The sequence below is a fragment of the Alcanivorax sp. IL2 genome (assembly GCF_047495475.1).
Classification (GTDB): domain Bacteria; phylum Pseudomonadota; class Gammaproteobacteria; order Pseudomonadales; family Alcanivoracaceae; genus Alcanivorax.
Window position 1 is genome coordinate 903,466 of the sequence record NZ_CP179932.1, and the last position, 15,538, is coordinate 919,003.

Consider the following 15,538-nt stretch of genomic DNA (forward strand, 5'->3'; position numbering starts at 1 on the left):
CTTTGGCGCTTAAAAGGCCGAGGGTGGTTTGTCTGTTGTTATGGGATGGAACACCAGGTGATATCCTGTGCGCGACGCTAAGTGAATAAAGAACGGGACGCATCATGCAGGAAATGGAACAGGCAGAAGACGATTTTGCACAGAAGGCCCTGGTGGACGCGGTGGAAAACCAGATCGCCGATGGCCACCCCCGTGAGGCGGGGCTGGTGATCATGGACCTGATAGGCCAGGGGGTGGGTCGTGAAGAAGCACTGGAAAAAATGGCGGATGTGCTGGCGGCGCATATTGCTGTCAGCATGAACGAAGAAACGCCCTTTGACGTGAATGCCTACGCCCGCGACCTGCTGCAATTGGCACAAGCCGATACATCCGAGTGATCACCTCTGGCACTTCCGGACGGGAACCCTTCTCGTCGCTGATTTCAAGCCCTTGTCGACTGGCCGTCAGCGGCGGCCCTGCCATGGTATCCAGCCTGTATAATGCTAGTCTTGCCCACCCTGGCGCTGACACCAGCGAAGACAGACCGAGGTAACCGTGTCCGATATCGAGATCCCCATTGAAGATTTCCGCCCGCCGTCCCTGCGCACCATGGCCGGGGTGACGGCCATGCAGCGCCGCTATTTCGACGCGACGCTGGAAGGCGCGGAGAATGTGGACCCGCAGCGACCGGGCCTGTTTGTGGGGAATCACGCGCTGATGGGCGTGCTGGACTCCCCGCTGTTCGTCTACGAACTGTATCGGCAGACCGGGGTGTTTCCACGCTCCCTGGGGGATCACTTCCACTTCCCGACGCCGGTGTGGGGCAAGTTGGTCACCCGTTTTGGCGCCGTACCGGGTACTCGTGAAAACTGTCGCCGACTAATGGAAAGCGGCCAGCATGTGCTGGTTTTTCCGGGCGGCGCCCGCGAGGTAGCCAAGCGTCGGGACGAGATCAACCAGCTGGTATGGAAGAAACGAACCGGCTTTGTCTATATGGCCATTGAGCAGGGGTTCGACATCATCCCCTTTGCCTCACTGGGCTGTGATGAGGCCTACGACATCGTCTATGACGGTGACGATTTTGCCAATGGCTGGCTTGGCAAGCGGTTGCTGGGCAACGACAAGATCAACTCTCTGATGCGCGGTGGTGATCTGTTCATGCCGTTGGTAAAGGGCATCGGCCCTACCTTATTGCCCAAAGCCGAGCCTTTCCGTTTTGCCATTGGCAAGCCCATTGCGACGGCGCACCTGAAAGGCCAGGAAAAAGATCCTGCAGTGCTTTGGCAATTGCGCGAACAAGTCTCTGATGCCATTACCGGCATGCTCTCGCGCATGGATGAAGAGCGAAAGGAGCAGCCGCGGCCGCTGTGGCGAAAAGTGCTGGGTGCGCGCAAGCACTGAGCAACAAGACCGGGGGCACGGTAGAAAAGGAATTCCCCAGAGTGTCCCTAACCCAGAGTCAGGAACGGCAGCAGCGTTACCAGTAACAGCACCAGTACCACCACGAACAATCCTGCCACGCGAAGCGGCTGTTCACGCAGTCGCCCTGCCAGTGTCGGTGCCGTTCCTTCCCGTTGTGCGTCCTCATAGGCTTCCCGCTGTAGCCGGGCCCGCTCCTGCTGGTAATCGGCCAGTAATGCCTTGGCGCGCTCCCGGTCCTCGGGCCGGCTCAGCCAGATACCGCCAGAAGAGATCCCCCACATGCTTGGGGCGGTCTCATAGAACAGGATCTGGTTTTGTTCCAGCAAGGTGCGAACTTCATCGGCCTCGTCGTCCGGAACCCGGCGCAGATTCAGCAGTAAGGTGGTCATGGTGCTCCTGATGATGTGTCCAGGCCTGCCGGGTAGAGCCGGGCAGGGCGTAGAGGTGCATACAGGATACATGGCTGCGCGCGCCAATGGTTACCACCGTTCAGTACGGTTTTATCGTTATTACGCTCAGCCTTGCATGCCGTGTGACACCCAGCCGCCCAGGTACAGGCCGATGCCGAAGATCGCATGGGTCAGCAGGCTCTGCAGGCGGGCGGCGTTGGGGTCAGGCATGCGGCAGGCAGCTATGCCGGCGCCCATGCCTGGCTGCATCAACAGGAACGGCGCGGCAACGGTACTGATACCCACCAGCAGAGCCGGCGCCAGGCTGGGCTGGTGGATCCAGCTCTGCCCCTCTATAGCCAGCAGAATCCCGGCAAAGGCCAGGCCGGTCAGATAATGGGCCAGCCAGCCTGTGGCCTTTTCTCCAGGCATGGCTGGCGATGCGGCAATGGCAGTGTGGCGGAATTGTCCGTGGCCCATGTGCAACAACCAGCGGCCCACCATGGCGTAGTTGGGTGGGGCGACACCGAGCAGTGGCTGGCGAAGCCAGCCCCAGACATCCATGACCAGGGTGGCGCAAATGCCGATGATGATCATGCTGGCCAAGGTCTCTGTAACGTTATCCATGGGGCTTCCTCAAGATGACTTTGCTGGTAATGTGCAACTTGAAGCTGGCTTGAGGTCAAGGTCGTGTTGGATATTACCGAAGTGGTGCGTCGGTCGGGCGTACCGGCGTCGACGCTGCGCTATTACCAAGAGAAAGGGCTGATCCTCTCCACCGGGCGCAGAGGACTAAAGCGAATATTCGCACCGCGGGTGCTGGATCAGCTGGCATTGATTGCCCTGGGACGGGCAGCGGGATTCACGCTGGATGAAATTGGCGAAATGTTCGATGACGGCGGCGAGCCCAGCATCGACCGGCATGCCTTGTCGGCAAAAGCCGATGCGCTGGATGACACCATCCGCAAACTGTCTGCCATGCGTGACGGCCTGCGCCACGCGGCAAAATGCCCGGCGCCCAGTCACCTGGAATGCGGACAGTTTCGGCGCTTGATGAACATTGCCTCGGCACGAATGAAAGTGGAGAAAAAACGAGGCGTTCAGGAAAAATAAAAACGAAAAGAAAAAAGAACAGGCAAAGGGCTGGTGATCTGGTACAGCCAGTTTTTCCGCCCCTTCAAGCGCTGGATAGGCATGACGCCACGACATTGACGCCAGCCAATCAGCCTTTGCCTTTCAGGCACTCTTCCTGTGGTTTGCCGGCTGCACGAAGCGGTCCAGCCCTTCCAGAAACTTCAGCTGCTGGCGGATCACGTTGCTGAATGCCGGTTCGAAATAGGGTTCGAAGTGGTTGGCGTCAATGCTGGCGATAGTCAGGTTGGGGTTGTTGACGTTGAGGATGGCGCTTTCCGCAAAGGGGGCGACGGAATCCTGGCTGGCCCCCATCAGCAGGGTGGGAATGCGGATGTCCTTGAGGCGTTTGAAAGGACGGTAGGGGCCCATGGTCATCATGGAGCGGGCCGCCACGCGGTTGTCGTAGCGACGGCCGATGCTGGTTTCGGCCAGTTTCAGTGCCTTGCCGGCATCATCCCGGTCCATGGAGGAAAACGCCCCGGGTTCACTGACCACGGGCAGGTAGAGCGGATGGCCTGGCTTGAGCAGATCGGCCATGGCGTAGAGCCCAAAACGCAGCAGTCGTGGCAAGGGGACGGCGCGCACCGCGGCCATGCCATCGAGCATGGGGACCTGGGCAATGGCCCCGGCCAGTTCCGGGTGTTCGGCGGCCAGTTCCACCACGTGGCCGCCACCAAAGGACGAGCCCCACAGCACGATGCGACGGGGATCGATGCCCGGCTGGCTTTTCAGGAAGGCCAGGGCGGCGTCGCCATCGGCTACCCGTTGGCGAGCGGAAATCACATGCCTCGGCAGGCCGGCACTGTCGCCCCAGCCGCGATAATCAAAGGTCATGACCACGTAGCCAGCGCGGGTAAATTCCTCATAGTAGGACACCGTTAGCGCATCCTGAATCCCGCCCCAGCCGTGCAGCATGAGGATAGCTGGCAGTGTTTCTGCCGTGGCCTTCGCTGGCCGGTGCAGGGTAGCCGCACACCAGGTTCCGCCTGAGTAGAAGCCGGTTCGCTGGCTGTTGCAGGTCAGGTCTTGGGGGCTGTGTCGCAGGGTATCCATGATTGGGCTCCGGGTTTCTTGTATGGCATTCAAGAGCAAAGAGTAGCATTCTTGAATACCATACAAGATGACCGGAAAGACTATGGGAGAGGGCCCCTTGGCCAAGAACAAGCGCGATATTGATTTGAAGGTAAAGCAGGATGAGCTGGAGAGTACAGCATCCCGGCTATTCCTCTCACTGGGCTACGATGGCACATCCATGAACCGGATTGCCCGGGAGCTGGGAGTCGCCCCGAATACCCTGTACTGGTACTACGCCAGTAAGGACGAACTGTTGGTGGGTGTGCTCAACCGGCAGATGTCACAGACCCTGGTCCGCCTGCCGACCATCGTGGACAAACCCTTGAAGGAGAAGATGGCCTGGGCGTTGCGGGAGTTCGAGCAGAGTCGCGAGTTGGTGGCCACGGTGCATGCCCGGCTGGAACAGTCCGAGGTGATCCGGGAATGGCATGACCAGTTTCACCGCTTTGTGGAGGCGGCGGTGATCCATACCCTGCAAGCGGATGGTGTCGCCAAGGAACGCGCGGCCATGCTGGCGACAGTGGGTACCTTTCTGGTGGAGGGGTTGCTGGCCCATCCGCACAGTGAGCGCCAGCGCGAGGCCATCCTGCAGTGGTTTACCGAGAGCGCATTACCCGCCTAGCTCGGCCTGACTCTAGAGGGAGCAATAGAAAACACAGAGGCACCGTATGCTTGCTCCCCCTGAAAAAGAAAGCCCCGCTTGAGCGGGGCTTTCTGTTTTCACTTGCTGAATAATCAGGCCCAGTCGCCCAACCATTTCTTCTTCGCTTTCTCCACCAGGCCGCGGGCGTCGTGATCCCACGGGTGGAAGTTGGGGCTGTAGAACTTGAAGTAGGAGGGCAGCAGCTTGCGGAACACCCCGGGGCGGCCCCACATGTAGTTCACGGCGCCGAGCCAGGATTTCATGTTGCCCAGCTGGCCGTCTTCTTTCATCAGTTGCACCAGGTGCACGGCAGAGAATACCGGGAACAGCACGCTGACGATCATCATTTCGGTGACGCGGGTGAATTCACTGCCGCCTATGGCCTTGTAAACGTCAAAGGCCACCGCCTTGTGCTCGGATTCCTCGATGGCATGCCAGGCCCAGACAGGGGCAATGCGTGGATCCATCTGTTCCAGGGCGTCGTACTTGAGCAGGAATTCTTCAGCCATCAACGCAGTGAAATGTTCCACCGCGACGGTGTGGGCGAGTTGACGTTCCGGGCTCAGATGTTTGCGCAGCAGATTCATGAAACCCAGGATTTCCCGCTCCAGCCTTGCCAGATCCACGCCGCGCTCTTGCAGGAAGCCGTTCATCAATTCGTGTTCACGGGAGTGGTGGGCTTCCTGGCCGATAAAGCCCTTGATGGCTTTCTTCAGTTCCGGGTCGGTGATCTGGTCCTGATAGTGACGCACCGAATCAATGAAAAAACGCTCACCGGGCGGGAAGCTGGCGGACATGGCAGCCAGTAGCAGGGTCTTCACCGGGTCGTTGTCCCACCAATAGCGCGGCAGGTCTTCGGCCTCGCTGAAGGTGAACTGGGGGCGACGAACCTTGGGGATCATGTCCTTGGGGGTTTTGCCGGCAAGGGTGCGCAGGGAGCCAGCGAGGCCTTTGCGAGCCTTTGCCTTGCCCGGACGAACAGGGACCACAGCATTCATGTCAGAACTCCTCGTTGAGGTATTTTTTAATATGGCTCATACGGTACTGGTGAACGGCCCAAGGGCGTGAGATTCTGCACGGACATTGTACTTGTCATCGGTGGCCAAATGCCGCAAAGCGAACTCCTGGCAGCAACCACACAGCAACTGGCAGCGCTTCCGGCCTGGGTGCGGCAGCGTAATCAGTCCGCCACCTACCCGCGTGCCTTTATGGAAGCGGCGATGGAGAGCGGCGCCTCCCGCGAGCAGTTATTACAGGCGGCCGATATTACCCCCGACCAGATTGACGATCCGGCCGGGCGGCTGTCGTTGCAGGAAACCTGGAAGCTGGGGGCGGCGGCGCTATCGCTTACTGGCAATGGCAGCCTGGGATTTGCCTCCGGCGACCGCATGCCCCTCACCGCCCACGGCAACCTGGGTTATGCCCTGATGTGTGCCGGAACGCCCCGTGAAGCCATCGCCATTCTCGAGCGCTTCTGGCATCTGCGCGGGCGCGGGGCGCAGTTGATGGTGAGCGAAAGCGAGGATCGCCTGTTCATGGAGCTGGTGCTGGAGCTTTCCGCCCCGGATGCCCTGCGCGACATGCTGATGAGCTCCATGCTGACCAGCATGTATCGCGGCATAGAGTTCCTGATACCGCAGCTGCCTGAGCAACGGCAAATCTGGCTGTATGGCCAGGAGCCGGCGGGCTTTGATCGCTGGCGAAGGCGGCTGCCCACGGTGCGTTTTGGCATGCCCCAGGCCGGTATTTCCCTGGCGGGGGATATCTCCCTGCTGGATCAGCCCCTGCCCACCGCCAACCCGGAAGCCCTGACACTGGCGCTGGCCCAGTGTGAACGGGAAAGCGCGCTGGTGGATGACGCCGATGATACCTTGCGCCGTGCCCGTGCCGCTCTGACCCTGGGCGCTGACGGGTACCCATCCCCGGAGGCCTTGGCCGATAGCCTGCATCTGACGCCCCGCACCCTGCGTCGGCGCCTGCAGGAGCAGGGCTACAGTTATCAGCAGCTGCTGGAAGCCGCCCGTCGACGGGACAGCTGTCAGATGCTGGCCGACCCTGACCTGGAGATTCGCCGCATTGGTGAGGCGCTTGGCTATGGCGACCCGGCCAATTTCACCCGTGCCTTCAAAGGCTGGGCTGGGCTGTCTCCCCGGGAATGGCGCAAGCGCCAGACTGGCGACTGACTCACCTTGTTCCTCCTTTCCGGTGGCATCCCGGTGACCTCCGGATGTGTGCGTGTCCCCGATGAAAGCGTGTGCGCTTGACCCGCTCCCCCATCCTGTGATCAATTAATGGAACAATATTCCAAAAAACAACGGGAGAGCACATGTCACTCATCAATGGGCTGCGTAGCAGCCTTCTGGCTGGCGCAGTGATGGCCTGCGGCCTGGCACAGGCCGGTATTCCCACATCACTGAGCGAAAAGGTGGGCAAGCTGGCCGCGGAACAGCAGCCGGAGCTGGAGAAGGTGTTCCGCCAGCTGCACGCCAACCCGGAGCTGGCCTTCGATCTGCACGATACCTCTGCGCTGGTGGCCAAGCGGCTGAAGAAACTCGGTTACCGGGTGCATACCGGGATTGCGGAAACTGGCCTGGCGGCGGTGCTGAAAAACGGCGATGGCCCGGTGATCATGTTCCGCAGCGACATGGATGCCTTGCCGGTGAAAGAGGAGAGCGGCCTGTCCTATGCCAGCAAGAAACAGGTGGAGCTGGATGACGGTAGCACCAGCTACGTGTCCCATGCTTGTGGCCATGATTCCCATACCGCCTGGTTGCTGGGCATCGCCAAAGTGATGATGGAAACCCGCGATGCCTGGTCCGGCACCCTGGTGTTGGTGGGCCAGCCGGCGGAAGAACTGATCGCCGGTGCCCAGGCCATGGTCGACGATGGTCTGTACGACAAGGTCCCCAAGCCCTCCCTGCTGATTTCCGCCCACGTCTACCCGGTGTGGCCGGCAGGCACGGTGGCGGTGAAAGCTGGCCGCCGCATGGCCGGCAGTGATCAACTGGATGTGCATCTCACTGGTATCGGCGGCCACGGTTCTCGCCCGGAAGGCACCATTGATCCGGTGGTGATGGGCGCGCGGGCGGTGATGGCCTACCAGACCATCGTCAGCCGCAACATCCCGGCCCAGGACCCGGCGGTGCTGACCGTGGGCGCCATGCAGGTGGGCGAAACCCATAACGTGATTCCGGAAACCGGCACCCTGAAACTGAACCTGCGCTGGTTCGACAAGGGCGTGCGGCAGACCATGCTGGATGCCATCGACCGGGAAACAAAGGGTATTGCCGTGGCAGCGGGAGTGCCGAAGGAGCGCGAGCCCACCATCACCATGCTGGGTTATGCGGAGCCGGTGATTAACGAGCCTGCCCTGGCAGCCAAGGCCAATGAAGCGTTGGTGGCCGCCCTGGGCAAAAAGCGGATCATGCCCGGCATCCCCCCGGTGATGGGCTCCGAGGATTTCCCCATGCTGGTGGCGGGCATTGAAGATGCCGAAACCCTGTTTGTGGAAGTGGGCGGTGGCGCCCCGGATGTGATGAAGAAATACATGAGCACCGGCGAACTGCCGCCGCTCAATCACAACCCGAAATTCCGCATCGAAAATCCGGGCCTGGCGATTACCACCGCGGTGCAGGCCAACAGCACCTTGTTGCTGGATGCCTTTCTTGCCGGTGACGCCGAGTAATCTCGATGCACTGGGTGGTGATACAAAAACAGCGGCCTGGGCCGCTGTTTTTTGTTTGCAACACAGCAATCAGGGACACGCATGAATTGAGTCGTTGTGTGAGTGTCCCCGGTCGAAGGGATTACATCAACGCAAAGGCCAGGTACAGCATCAGGGCCACCTGGGCGAGAAACAGGCTGGCGCGGATGAATACCAGCGGGAAGCTGGTGCCGATCAGATGCACCAGGCTTTGCCCGATGCGTGCCGCCACAATAAAGCCTGCTAGCGCGTTCACGGTATCGCTCTGTCCGGTGGCCGCTGCCACCAACACCAGGGCCGCAAACAGCGGCAGGTTCTCCAGGCAATTGAGATGTGCCGCCTTGGCACGAACCAGGATGGCCGGGTCATCAACCGCCTTGCCTCGCTCCCAATGATTCGCGGCCTTCTTGCCGGTGAGTACCAGTGGCAACCGATAGGTGGCGTAGCTGAGTGCAAGAATCAGCGTCCAGACGATATAAATCAGAAGTGCAGTCATTCCGGTCATGGGGTGGCCCTTTTCCACGCATAAAATCACAGCGTAGTGAGTGGCAGGGCAAGATGGCGTGAAGCCCGGCGTTTCCCGTTGGCACCAGCTACGTCAGGCGCTGCCTGCCAGTCTTCCCATCAGTACCAAAACGGATGCGTGTCCCCGATTGAAAAGAGCGGCCGGTTGAGCAAAGGGCGGGTGGCTGGCCCCGGTTGCGTGGCCTATAGTCGTTGGACTCATCGACCTCAGGAGCCATGCATGGCGTTCCAGACTTTTGACGACCTCGGCCAGCACATTACCCGTATCGATACGGCCATGGTGCACGAAGGACTTGCGGCCTGTTATCTGCTGCGCGGTGGCGACGAGTACGCCATTATCGAAACCGGTACCCACAACACCGTGCCGACCATTCTGGCGCTGCTCAAAGCGCGCAAGATTGATCTGGCAAAAGTGAAATATGTGATTCCCTCTCATGTGCATCTGGACCACGCCGGTGGCGTCGGTGGCCTGATGCAGGCGCTGCCAGTGGCGACTCTGCTGGTGCATCCCCGCGGCGCTCGCCACATGATTGATCCGGCCAAACTCAAGGCCGGTGCCACAGCGGTCTACGGTGAGGCCCAGTTTGCCGAGATCTACGGCGATATCATTCCCGTGGATGAACGCCGGGTGCGCACCATGGACGACGGCGATGAGGCCACCGTGGGAGGTCGCAAGCTGGTATTCATCGATACCCCCGGGCATGCCCGCCATCATTTCTGTGTGTATGACCCCACGTCCCGTGGCATTTTCACCGGTGACACCTTTGGCCTGTCCTATCCGCCCCTGACCACCGTCAACGGCCCCTTCATCTGCCCGACCACCACCCCGGTGCAGTTTGATCCGCCGGCATTGAAGGCCTCCATCCGCAAGCTGCTGGCCCTGGAGCCCCAGCGTATTTACCTCACCCATTACAGCATGGTGGAAAACCCGCAACCCCTGGGCGAGCGACTGCTGACCATGGTGGACGACTATGTGGCGCTGGCGGAAACCGTGGCAGAAACCGCCGACGGTGATGCCCTGGAACAGGCATTGATGACTGCCATGAGAGAGTATCTGTTTCGCTGTGCCCGGGAGCACGGCTGTGACATGTCCGACGGACAGCTGCAGGCGGTGCTGGGGCTGGATATCCAGCTCAACAGTCAGGGCCTGGCGGTGTGGCTGCAGGCACGCCACTAACTGTGAATACCAGCTCGGGCGTCCATTCGATCTTAAGCCGTGATACGCCCCCCGGTTGTGGCCGGGCATTGTTATACTGCGGGCACTTTTCTCCGAGACAGGCCTTTTTATGCGCGGTATGAGCCAGGACGTTACCCCCAAGCCCATCGACTGGTCCGTGCTGAAAACCCTGTTCCCCTACCTGCTGGAGTTCCGTACCCGTATTGCTCTGGCGGTGGTCTGCCTGGTGCTGGCCAAGCTGGCAAGCGTGGGGCTGCCGTTTATTCTCAAGCACATCGTCGACGGGCTGGACGCCAAGGATGTCAGTGAGCTGATCACCCTGCCGCTGGGGCTGCTGCTGGCCTACGGGGTGGTGCGTTTTTCCAATGTGCTGTTCGGTGAGCTGCGCGATACCTTATTTGGGCGGGTCACTGAGCGCGCCATGCGCCGGATCGGCCTGCAGGTGTTCCGGCATCTGCATGCCCTGGACCTGGATTTTCATCTCAACCGTCGTACCGGCGGGCTGTCCCGTGATATCGAGCGGGGCACCAATGGCATCAGTTTTCTGCTGCGTTTCATGGTGTTCAATATCCTGCCCACCCTGCTGGAAATCGGCATGGTGATCGGCTTGTTGCTGTGGAATTACGATGTCTGGTTCGCATTGATCGTAGCGGTATCGGTGGCGGCCTACGTGGGCTTTTCCGTGTTCGCCACGGAATGGCGTTTGGCCTTTATCCGCGAGGCCAACCAGGCGGAATCCTCCAGCAGCACCCGTGCCATCGATAGTCTGCTCAATTACGAAACGGTGAAATATTTTACCAACGAGGAATTTGAAGCCCGTCACTACGACGAGAACCTGGAGCGCTGGGAGCTGGCACGGGGCAAAAACCGCTTGTCACTGTTTGCCCTCAATGCAGGGCAATCGCTGATTATCGCGGCGGCCATGACGGCGGCCATGGTGCTGGCGGCAGTGCAGGTGACCGACAAGGTAATGACCCTGGGTGACTTCGTACTGATCAATGCCTTCATGATGCAGGTGTTCATGCCGCTGAACTTTCTCGGTTTTGTTTACCGGGAAATGAAAGGGGCCATGACCAATATTGAAAACATGTTTGCGGTGCTGGACGTAAAACCCGGCGTGGTGGACCGTGAAGGCGCCACCGAACTGGTAGTGAGCGACGGCGAGATCCGCTTCCATGATGTGCACTTCGGCTATGGCGATACGCGGGAGATTATTCGCGGCGTTAGCTTCACCGTGCCGTCAAAACAGAAGGTGGCGATTGTCGGTAGCAGCGGGGCGGGTAAATCTACCTTGTTCAAGCTGCTGTTCCGGTTCTATGACGTCAGTAGTGGCGACATCACCATTGATGGTCAGTCCATTCGCCAGGTCAGCCAGACCTCCCTGCGTCAGCAGATTGGCGTGGTGCCCCAGGATACCGTGTTGTTCAACACCAGCATCTTCGAGAACGTCCGCTACGGTCGTATTGATGCCAGCGACGAGGAGGTGCGCGAGGCCATTCGTCTGGCCTACCTGTCGGATTTCATCGCTTCCCTGCCGAAGGGGGAGGACACCATGGTGGGTGAGCGGGGTCTGAAACTTTCCGGTGGCGAAAAGCAGCGGGTGTCCATCGCTCGGGCGTTGCTCAAGCATCCGCCGATCATGGTGTTCGACGAAGCCACGTCATCCCTGGACAGCCATTCGGAAAAGATCATTCTCAAGGCCATCCGCGAGATTTCCCACCAGCAGACGACCCTGGTGATTGCCCATCGTCTGTCCACCATCATGGATGCGGATCGCATCATCGTGCTGGACAACGGCCAGGTGGCGGAGCAGGGCAGCCATGTTGAGTTGCTGGCCCGGGGCGGTTTGTATGCGCACCTGTGGGACGTGCAGCAGCATGAGAGTGGGTCAACCGATCGATTAATCTGAAGCGTTTGTTCATTTTTTTCAGCTTGTTCCCGGCGCCCGGGCTGGCCATGATGAGGCAACATTCAACGTGCACAGGCCATGCCTGTCATCGATCGGGAGCAACTATGTCTGACCCCACCTACACCCCACCCCGTGTCTGGAAGTGGGACCAGGCCAATGGCGGCGCCTTTGCCAATATCAACCGCCCTATCGCCGGGCCCACCCATGACAAGGCCCTGCAAGTGGGCAAGCATCCCCTGCAGCTTTACTCCCTGGCCACCCCCAACGGGGTAAAGGTCACGGTGATGCTCGAAGAGCTGCTTGAGAAAGGCCACACGGATGCGGAATACGATGCTTGGCTGATCAATATCCAGAATGGCGATCAGTTTGGCAGCGGCTTTGTGGAGGTGAATCCCAACTCCAAGATTCCCGCCTTGATGGATCACAGCGTTACCCCGCCACGCCGGGTGTTCGAGTCCGGCAATATCCTGCTTTACCTGGCAGAAAAGTTTGGCGAGTTCCTGCCCAAGGACCCGGAAAAACGCACCGAAACGCTCAGCTGGTTGTTCTGGCAGATGGGTAGTGCGCCGCTGCTCGGTGGCGGCTTCGGTCATTTCTATGCCTACGCTCCGGAAAAGTACGAATACCCGATCAATCGCTACACCATGGAGATCAAGCGGCAGCTGGATGTGCTGGATCGCCAGCTGGCCGACAACGACTACATCGCCGGTGATGAATACACCATTGCCGATATGGCCATCTGGCCCTGGTACGGCGCTCTGGTCACCAACAAGGTCTATGAAGCGGCGGAGTTTATCGAAGCGCACACCTACAAGAATGTGCTGCGCTGGACCGAGCAGATCAGCAAGCGCCCTGCGGTGGAACGTGGCCGTAAAGTCAACCGGGCCTGGGGTGATCCTTCCAGCCAGCTATGGGAGCGGCATGACGCCAGCGACTTCGAATTGCGTACGCTGGATAAACTGCAAGCGAATCAATAACCGGGCCATGCCACGCATGGTGAAAGCCCCGTCCCCGGGGCTTTCGGTTTGATCCGTTTATAGCGGGTTCACGAACAGCTGGTTGCGCCCCTGAACCAGATCTACCTCTCTGCCATCGCTGAATACCAGGGTGCTGCTACCGTCACTGTCGATGTCCAGATTAATGGCGCCTGCAAGGCAGCTATCGGTAACATCAATGGTGAGTTGATGAATATTCTCCAGCGACCCGGACAGGGTGTTGCCGCCTGGCAGCAAGGCATCGCTGCTCACTGTGCGTTGCGTGCTTACCCAGGGTATCGGGTAAGTGCCAGCCCCCGGGGCGAACTGACTATCCATTTGCGGTGTACCGCAGCCATCGCTATCCAGTGAAATCTGGCTGGGCTCGGTGGAGCGATTGACGATATTGCTGACCCAGTAAGCGCGATTGTGGTCAATGGCATATTCCGGGTAGGCCTGGGCTGGATCGTAGTAGTAGCGGATGGTGCTCGGGCGACTAACGATCACGCGGTTGGCGCTGTAATTGGCCATTTTCTGCCATTCATCCAGCAGGATATAGGTCAGATGTTCTGCGGGAAGATGCAGATAGAAAACATAGTCGGACTCGCCGGCGATAAACTTTTCCTGCAGTGCCAGAGCCGTAGTGACATGTACGATCTCATCCGCAGCACTGTAGGCATTGGCCATCGGGATATGCTCCAGATTGCCCAGGTAATCCAGCACATTGTCTTCCGCGCCAATACTGAACTCCTGCTGCAGTTCCTGGAAGGCAGACAGAGGGGTGTCCAGCAGTTCAATGCCGGTCAGATCCGCCAGGGACCCTAGCAGGGTTCTCTCCAGTGGCAGGTTCAACAGGCTGCCGGTAAAGCCCACCCAGTTCACGCCGGCAGCGTAATCCTGTGGATACAGTGCCGCCATTCTCAGTGTGCCGTAGCCGCCCATGGAATAGCCGCTGACCAGTACCTTTCGGCTGTCGATCGGATAGTTTTCTTCCACGTCCGCGCGGACATCCAGCACATCACGTTCCGAGAGTCCGGTATAGAAGCCCCGCGGCCCTCGGCCCAGTGGGGCGGCCAGAATGCGGTTGTTGGCATCGGCGAAGGATGCCTGGAAATTGCCCTGGTTGATCTGACTGGCGTGGTTGGCTTCGCAGCCGTGCAGTACCAGCTGTAGTTCGTGGGGGCCGTCCTGCTCCGGTACGTAAAAACCGTAGGGCTGGTATTTTCCCAGGTAATGAAAATACTGGTCGCAGGGCAGGCCGGTATCGCCCTGGCGGCCTGGTACGCCGCGCAGTGAAACCCCTTCACCAGGGGGCAGGGTGTATTGGGAGGTGTAAACGCGCTGCTGAAAACCGGTCACCGACTCCGCTGCTCGGGTGGTGCCGTTCTCAAGATCGCTGCGTGAAACCACTTCCCCGAAAACGGAAATGTCGCCGCTGCCGAGCGCCCGGGACTGTTTGTCTTCCCAGAAATTTCCCGCATCGGGAAGAATTTGTTCCGGGATAGAAGCCGCCCGGGCGGATTCATGGGGGCCGCGGAAAGCCACATTCATGACCGTGCCGTCGTTCTGCGCCACCACCGCCTGAATGCGCCACTGTTCAGTTTCTGGCGCAGGAATCCGACCAGCAATAATGTTGTTGATCGGGTCACCCTCAGCGAAGGTGTAGATCTCTTCCCAGCCGTCACTGCGAATGCCCAGGCCCGGCCAGACTCCGCCACCGGTGCTGCTGTCGTTGTCAGTATCAATGGCGATGACGGCGAGGCTGTCATCACTGCCATAAAGTGTATTCAGCTCGAAGCGAACAGACAGTTCATCGCCATCCAGTGACAGTGCCAGCGAGACCAGGTCGGCGGTGTTTTCCATGCCGGCAGGGTAGCGTTCATCCCCCGCTGTGGGTGATAGCAGCCCCGGTGTGTTGGCAACCGGATTGAACAAGCCGCCACCGCGCGACAGCAGATTCATGACGGTCAAGGGTGACAGGCCGATCAGGCCGGTATCCGCCCCGTAGTCATCGTAGACATAGTCCCGATAGATAAAGGTGCCGTCGCACAATTCTGTGGTGCCTGCCACCCAGCTGTCTCGCTGGCAGTCCACCGGCATTTCGGGCGGTGGCTCGGGCTGATTGGGGGTAGGGGGTTGCGGGCTCGGGCCAGGTGTCTGTGACACGTTGTCAGAGCTGCCGCCGCCACCGCAGGCGGTAACAAGCAGTGCCAGACTGGCGATGGATGCGTAATGTTTTTTCATGATTATTATCCGCCTGTGGTTGACAGCGACGGGGCAACCGGATGCGCCATGTGTCTCTTTAGTGGCTGATGAAAGCCTGCCTGACAAAGGCGAGAGAAGTCACAAGGCATAGCGAACAGGAAGAGCGCGGTATCGCCATCTGACGGGTGACTGCAGAAAGGTTGCCGGTGCTGAACTGTGTTTTTATGATTGATTTTATTCTGTTCTTAAGAAAACGTTTTTATAGCCATTTACTGCTATGTTTTGTAATGGAATTGTTTCCCCTCTGCCTGCCCGGTGGTGCGGTTCGTTGGGCCTCAATGCGCCCTGGGCAGTGCGCAGCGTTTGGGGTGTTATCAAGGTGTGACGGTGCCTTGTGTTGCGCT

Annotated in this window: 15 protein-coding genes; 9 read left to right on the forward strand and 6 right to left on the reverse strand. The window is 59.5% G+C overall.

The features are described 5' to 3' along the window. The first annotated feature begins 104 nt into the window (after nucleotides 1-104). Both ACMG4N_RS04215 and ACMG4N_RS04220 read left to right on the forward strand, forming a co-directional pair. Nucleotides 105-377 (forward strand): hypothetical protein, encoded by a 273-nt coding sequence (locus ACMG4N_RS04215; protein ID WP_052042477.1) that lies wholly within the window; start codon nucleotides 105-107, stop codon nucleotides 375-377. Between the two features lie 157 nt (nucleotides 378-534). Continuing rightward, the gene (locus ACMG4N_RS04220; protein ID WP_335626798.1) at nucleotides 535-1,380 is read left to right on the forward strand and encodes a lysophospholipid acyltransferase family protein; all 846 of its coding nucleotides are present in this window, start codon (nucleotides 535-537) and stop codon (nucleotides 1,378-1,380) included. A gap of 47 nt (nucleotides 1,381-1,427) precedes the next feature. Here the strand turns inward: ACMG4N_RS04220 and ACMG4N_RS04225 are convergent, their stop codons facing one another. Both ACMG4N_RS04225 and ACMG4N_RS04230 read right to left on the reverse strand, forming a co-directional pair. Further along, a complete protein-coding gene (locus ACMG4N_RS04225) occupies nucleotides 1,428-1,790 on the reverse strand; it encodes a DUF6164 family protein (RefSeq protein ID WP_414432960.1) in 363 nt (120 codons plus the stop codon). 126 nt (nucleotides 1,791-1,916) lie between these two features. Further along, nucleotides 1,917-2,417 carry a DUF2938 domain-containing protein gene (locus ACMG4N_RS04230; protein ID WP_414432961.1) on the reverse strand — a complete coding sequence of 167 codons (501 nt, stop codon included), beginning with the start codon at nucleotides 2,415-2,417 and terminating at the stop codon, nucleotides 1,917-1,919. Between the two features lie 63 nt (nucleotides 2,418-2,480). Here ACMG4N_RS04230 and ACMG4N_RS04235 point away from each other — a divergent pair, with 63 nt between their 5' ends. Beyond that, entirely contained in the window at nucleotides 2,481-2,903 is a 423-nt protein-coding gene (locus ACMG4N_RS04235; RefSeq protein WP_414432962.1) for a helix-turn-helix domain-containing protein, read from the forward strand. Between the two features lie 123 nt (nucleotides 2,904-3,026). Here the strand turns inward: ACMG4N_RS04235 and ACMG4N_RS04240 are convergent, their stop codons facing one another. After that, on the reverse strand, nucleotides 3,027-3,977 hold the full coding sequence (locus ACMG4N_RS04240; protein ID WP_414432963.1) for an alpha/beta hydrolase: 951 nt from the start codon (nucleotides 3,975-3,977) through the stop codon (nucleotides 3,027-3,029). A 97-nt stretch (nucleotides 3,978-4,074) separates the two neighbouring features. Between ACMG4N_RS04240 and ACMG4N_RS04245 the strand changes: the two genes are divergently transcribed. Next, the gene (locus ACMG4N_RS04245) at nucleotides 4,075-4,620 is read left to right on the forward strand and encodes a TetR/AcrR family transcriptional regulator (RefSeq protein WP_414432964.1); all 546 of its coding nucleotides are present in this window, start codon (nucleotides 4,075-4,077) and stop codon (nucleotides 4,618-4,620) included. A 113-nt stretch (nucleotides 4,621-4,733) separates the two neighbouring features. Here ACMG4N_RS04245 and ACMG4N_RS04250 read toward each other — a convergent pair whose 3' ends face one another. Then, nucleotides 4,734-5,639: a metal-dependent hydrolase gene (locus ACMG4N_RS04250; RefSeq protein WP_414432965.1), complete on the reverse strand. Its 906-nt coding sequence runs from the start codon at nucleotides 5,637-5,639 to the stop codon at nucleotides 4,734-4,736. 108 nt (nucleotides 5,640-5,747) lie between these two features. Between ACMG4N_RS04250 and ACMG4N_RS04255 the strand changes: the two genes are divergently transcribed. Continuing rightward, on the forward strand, nucleotides 5,748-6,824 hold the full coding sequence (locus ACMG4N_RS04255) for an AraC family transcriptional regulator ligand-binding domain-containing protein (RefSeq protein WP_414432966.1): 1,077 nt from the start codon (nucleotides 5,748-5,750) through the stop codon (nucleotides 6,822-6,824). A 143-nt stretch (nucleotides 6,825-6,967) separates the two neighbouring features. Further along, entirely contained in the window at nucleotides 6,968-8,326 is a 1,359-nt protein-coding gene (locus ACMG4N_RS04260; protein WP_414432967.1) for an amidohydrolase, read from the forward strand. Between the two features lie 121 nt (nucleotides 8,327-8,447). Here the strand turns inward: ACMG4N_RS04260 and ACMG4N_RS04265 are convergent, their stop codons facing one another. After that, on the reverse strand, nucleotides 8,448-8,849 hold the full coding sequence (locus ACMG4N_RS04265) for an MAPEG family protein (protein WP_035245434.1): 402 nt from the start codon (nucleotides 8,847-8,849) through the stop codon (nucleotides 8,448-8,450). Nucleotides 8,850-9,089: 240 nt separating this feature from the next. Here ACMG4N_RS04265 and ACMG4N_RS04270 point away from each other — a divergent pair, with 240 nt between their 5' ends. From ACMG4N_RS04270 to yghU, 3 genes are all read left to right on the forward strand, one after another. Then, nucleotides 9,090-10,046: an MBL fold metallo-hydrolase gene (locus tag ACMG4N_RS04270; RefSeq protein ID WP_414432968.1), complete on the forward strand. Its 957-nt coding sequence runs from the start codon at nucleotides 9,090-9,092 to the stop codon at nucleotides 10,044-10,046. A 109-nt stretch (nucleotides 10,047-10,155) separates the two neighbouring features. After that, on the forward strand, nucleotides 10,156-11,955 hold the full coding sequence (locus ACMG4N_RS04275) for an ABCB family ABC transporter ATP-binding protein/permease (RefSeq protein WP_414432969.1): 1,800 nt from the start codon (nucleotides 10,156-10,158) through the stop codon (nucleotides 11,953-11,955). A gap of 104 nt (nucleotides 11,956-12,059) precedes the next feature. Then, complete coding sequence (gene yghU / locus ACMG4N_RS04280; RefSeq protein WP_414432970.1) at nucleotides 12,060-12,932, forward strand: glutathione-dependent disulfide-bond oxidoreductase; 873 nt, start codon at nucleotides 12,060-12,062, stop codon at nucleotides 12,930-12,932. Nucleotides 12,933-12,989: 57 nt separating this feature from the next. On the opposite strand, the gene ACMG4N_RS04285 is transcribed toward yghU, so the two are convergent. After that, nucleotides 12,990-15,173 carry a hypothetical protein gene (locus ACMG4N_RS04285; RefSeq protein WP_414432971.1) on the reverse strand — a complete coding sequence of 728 codons (2,184 nt, stop codon included), beginning with the start codon at nucleotides 15,171-15,173 and terminating at the stop codon, nucleotides 12,990-12,992. Nucleotides 15,174-15,538 lie beyond the last annotated feature (365 nt).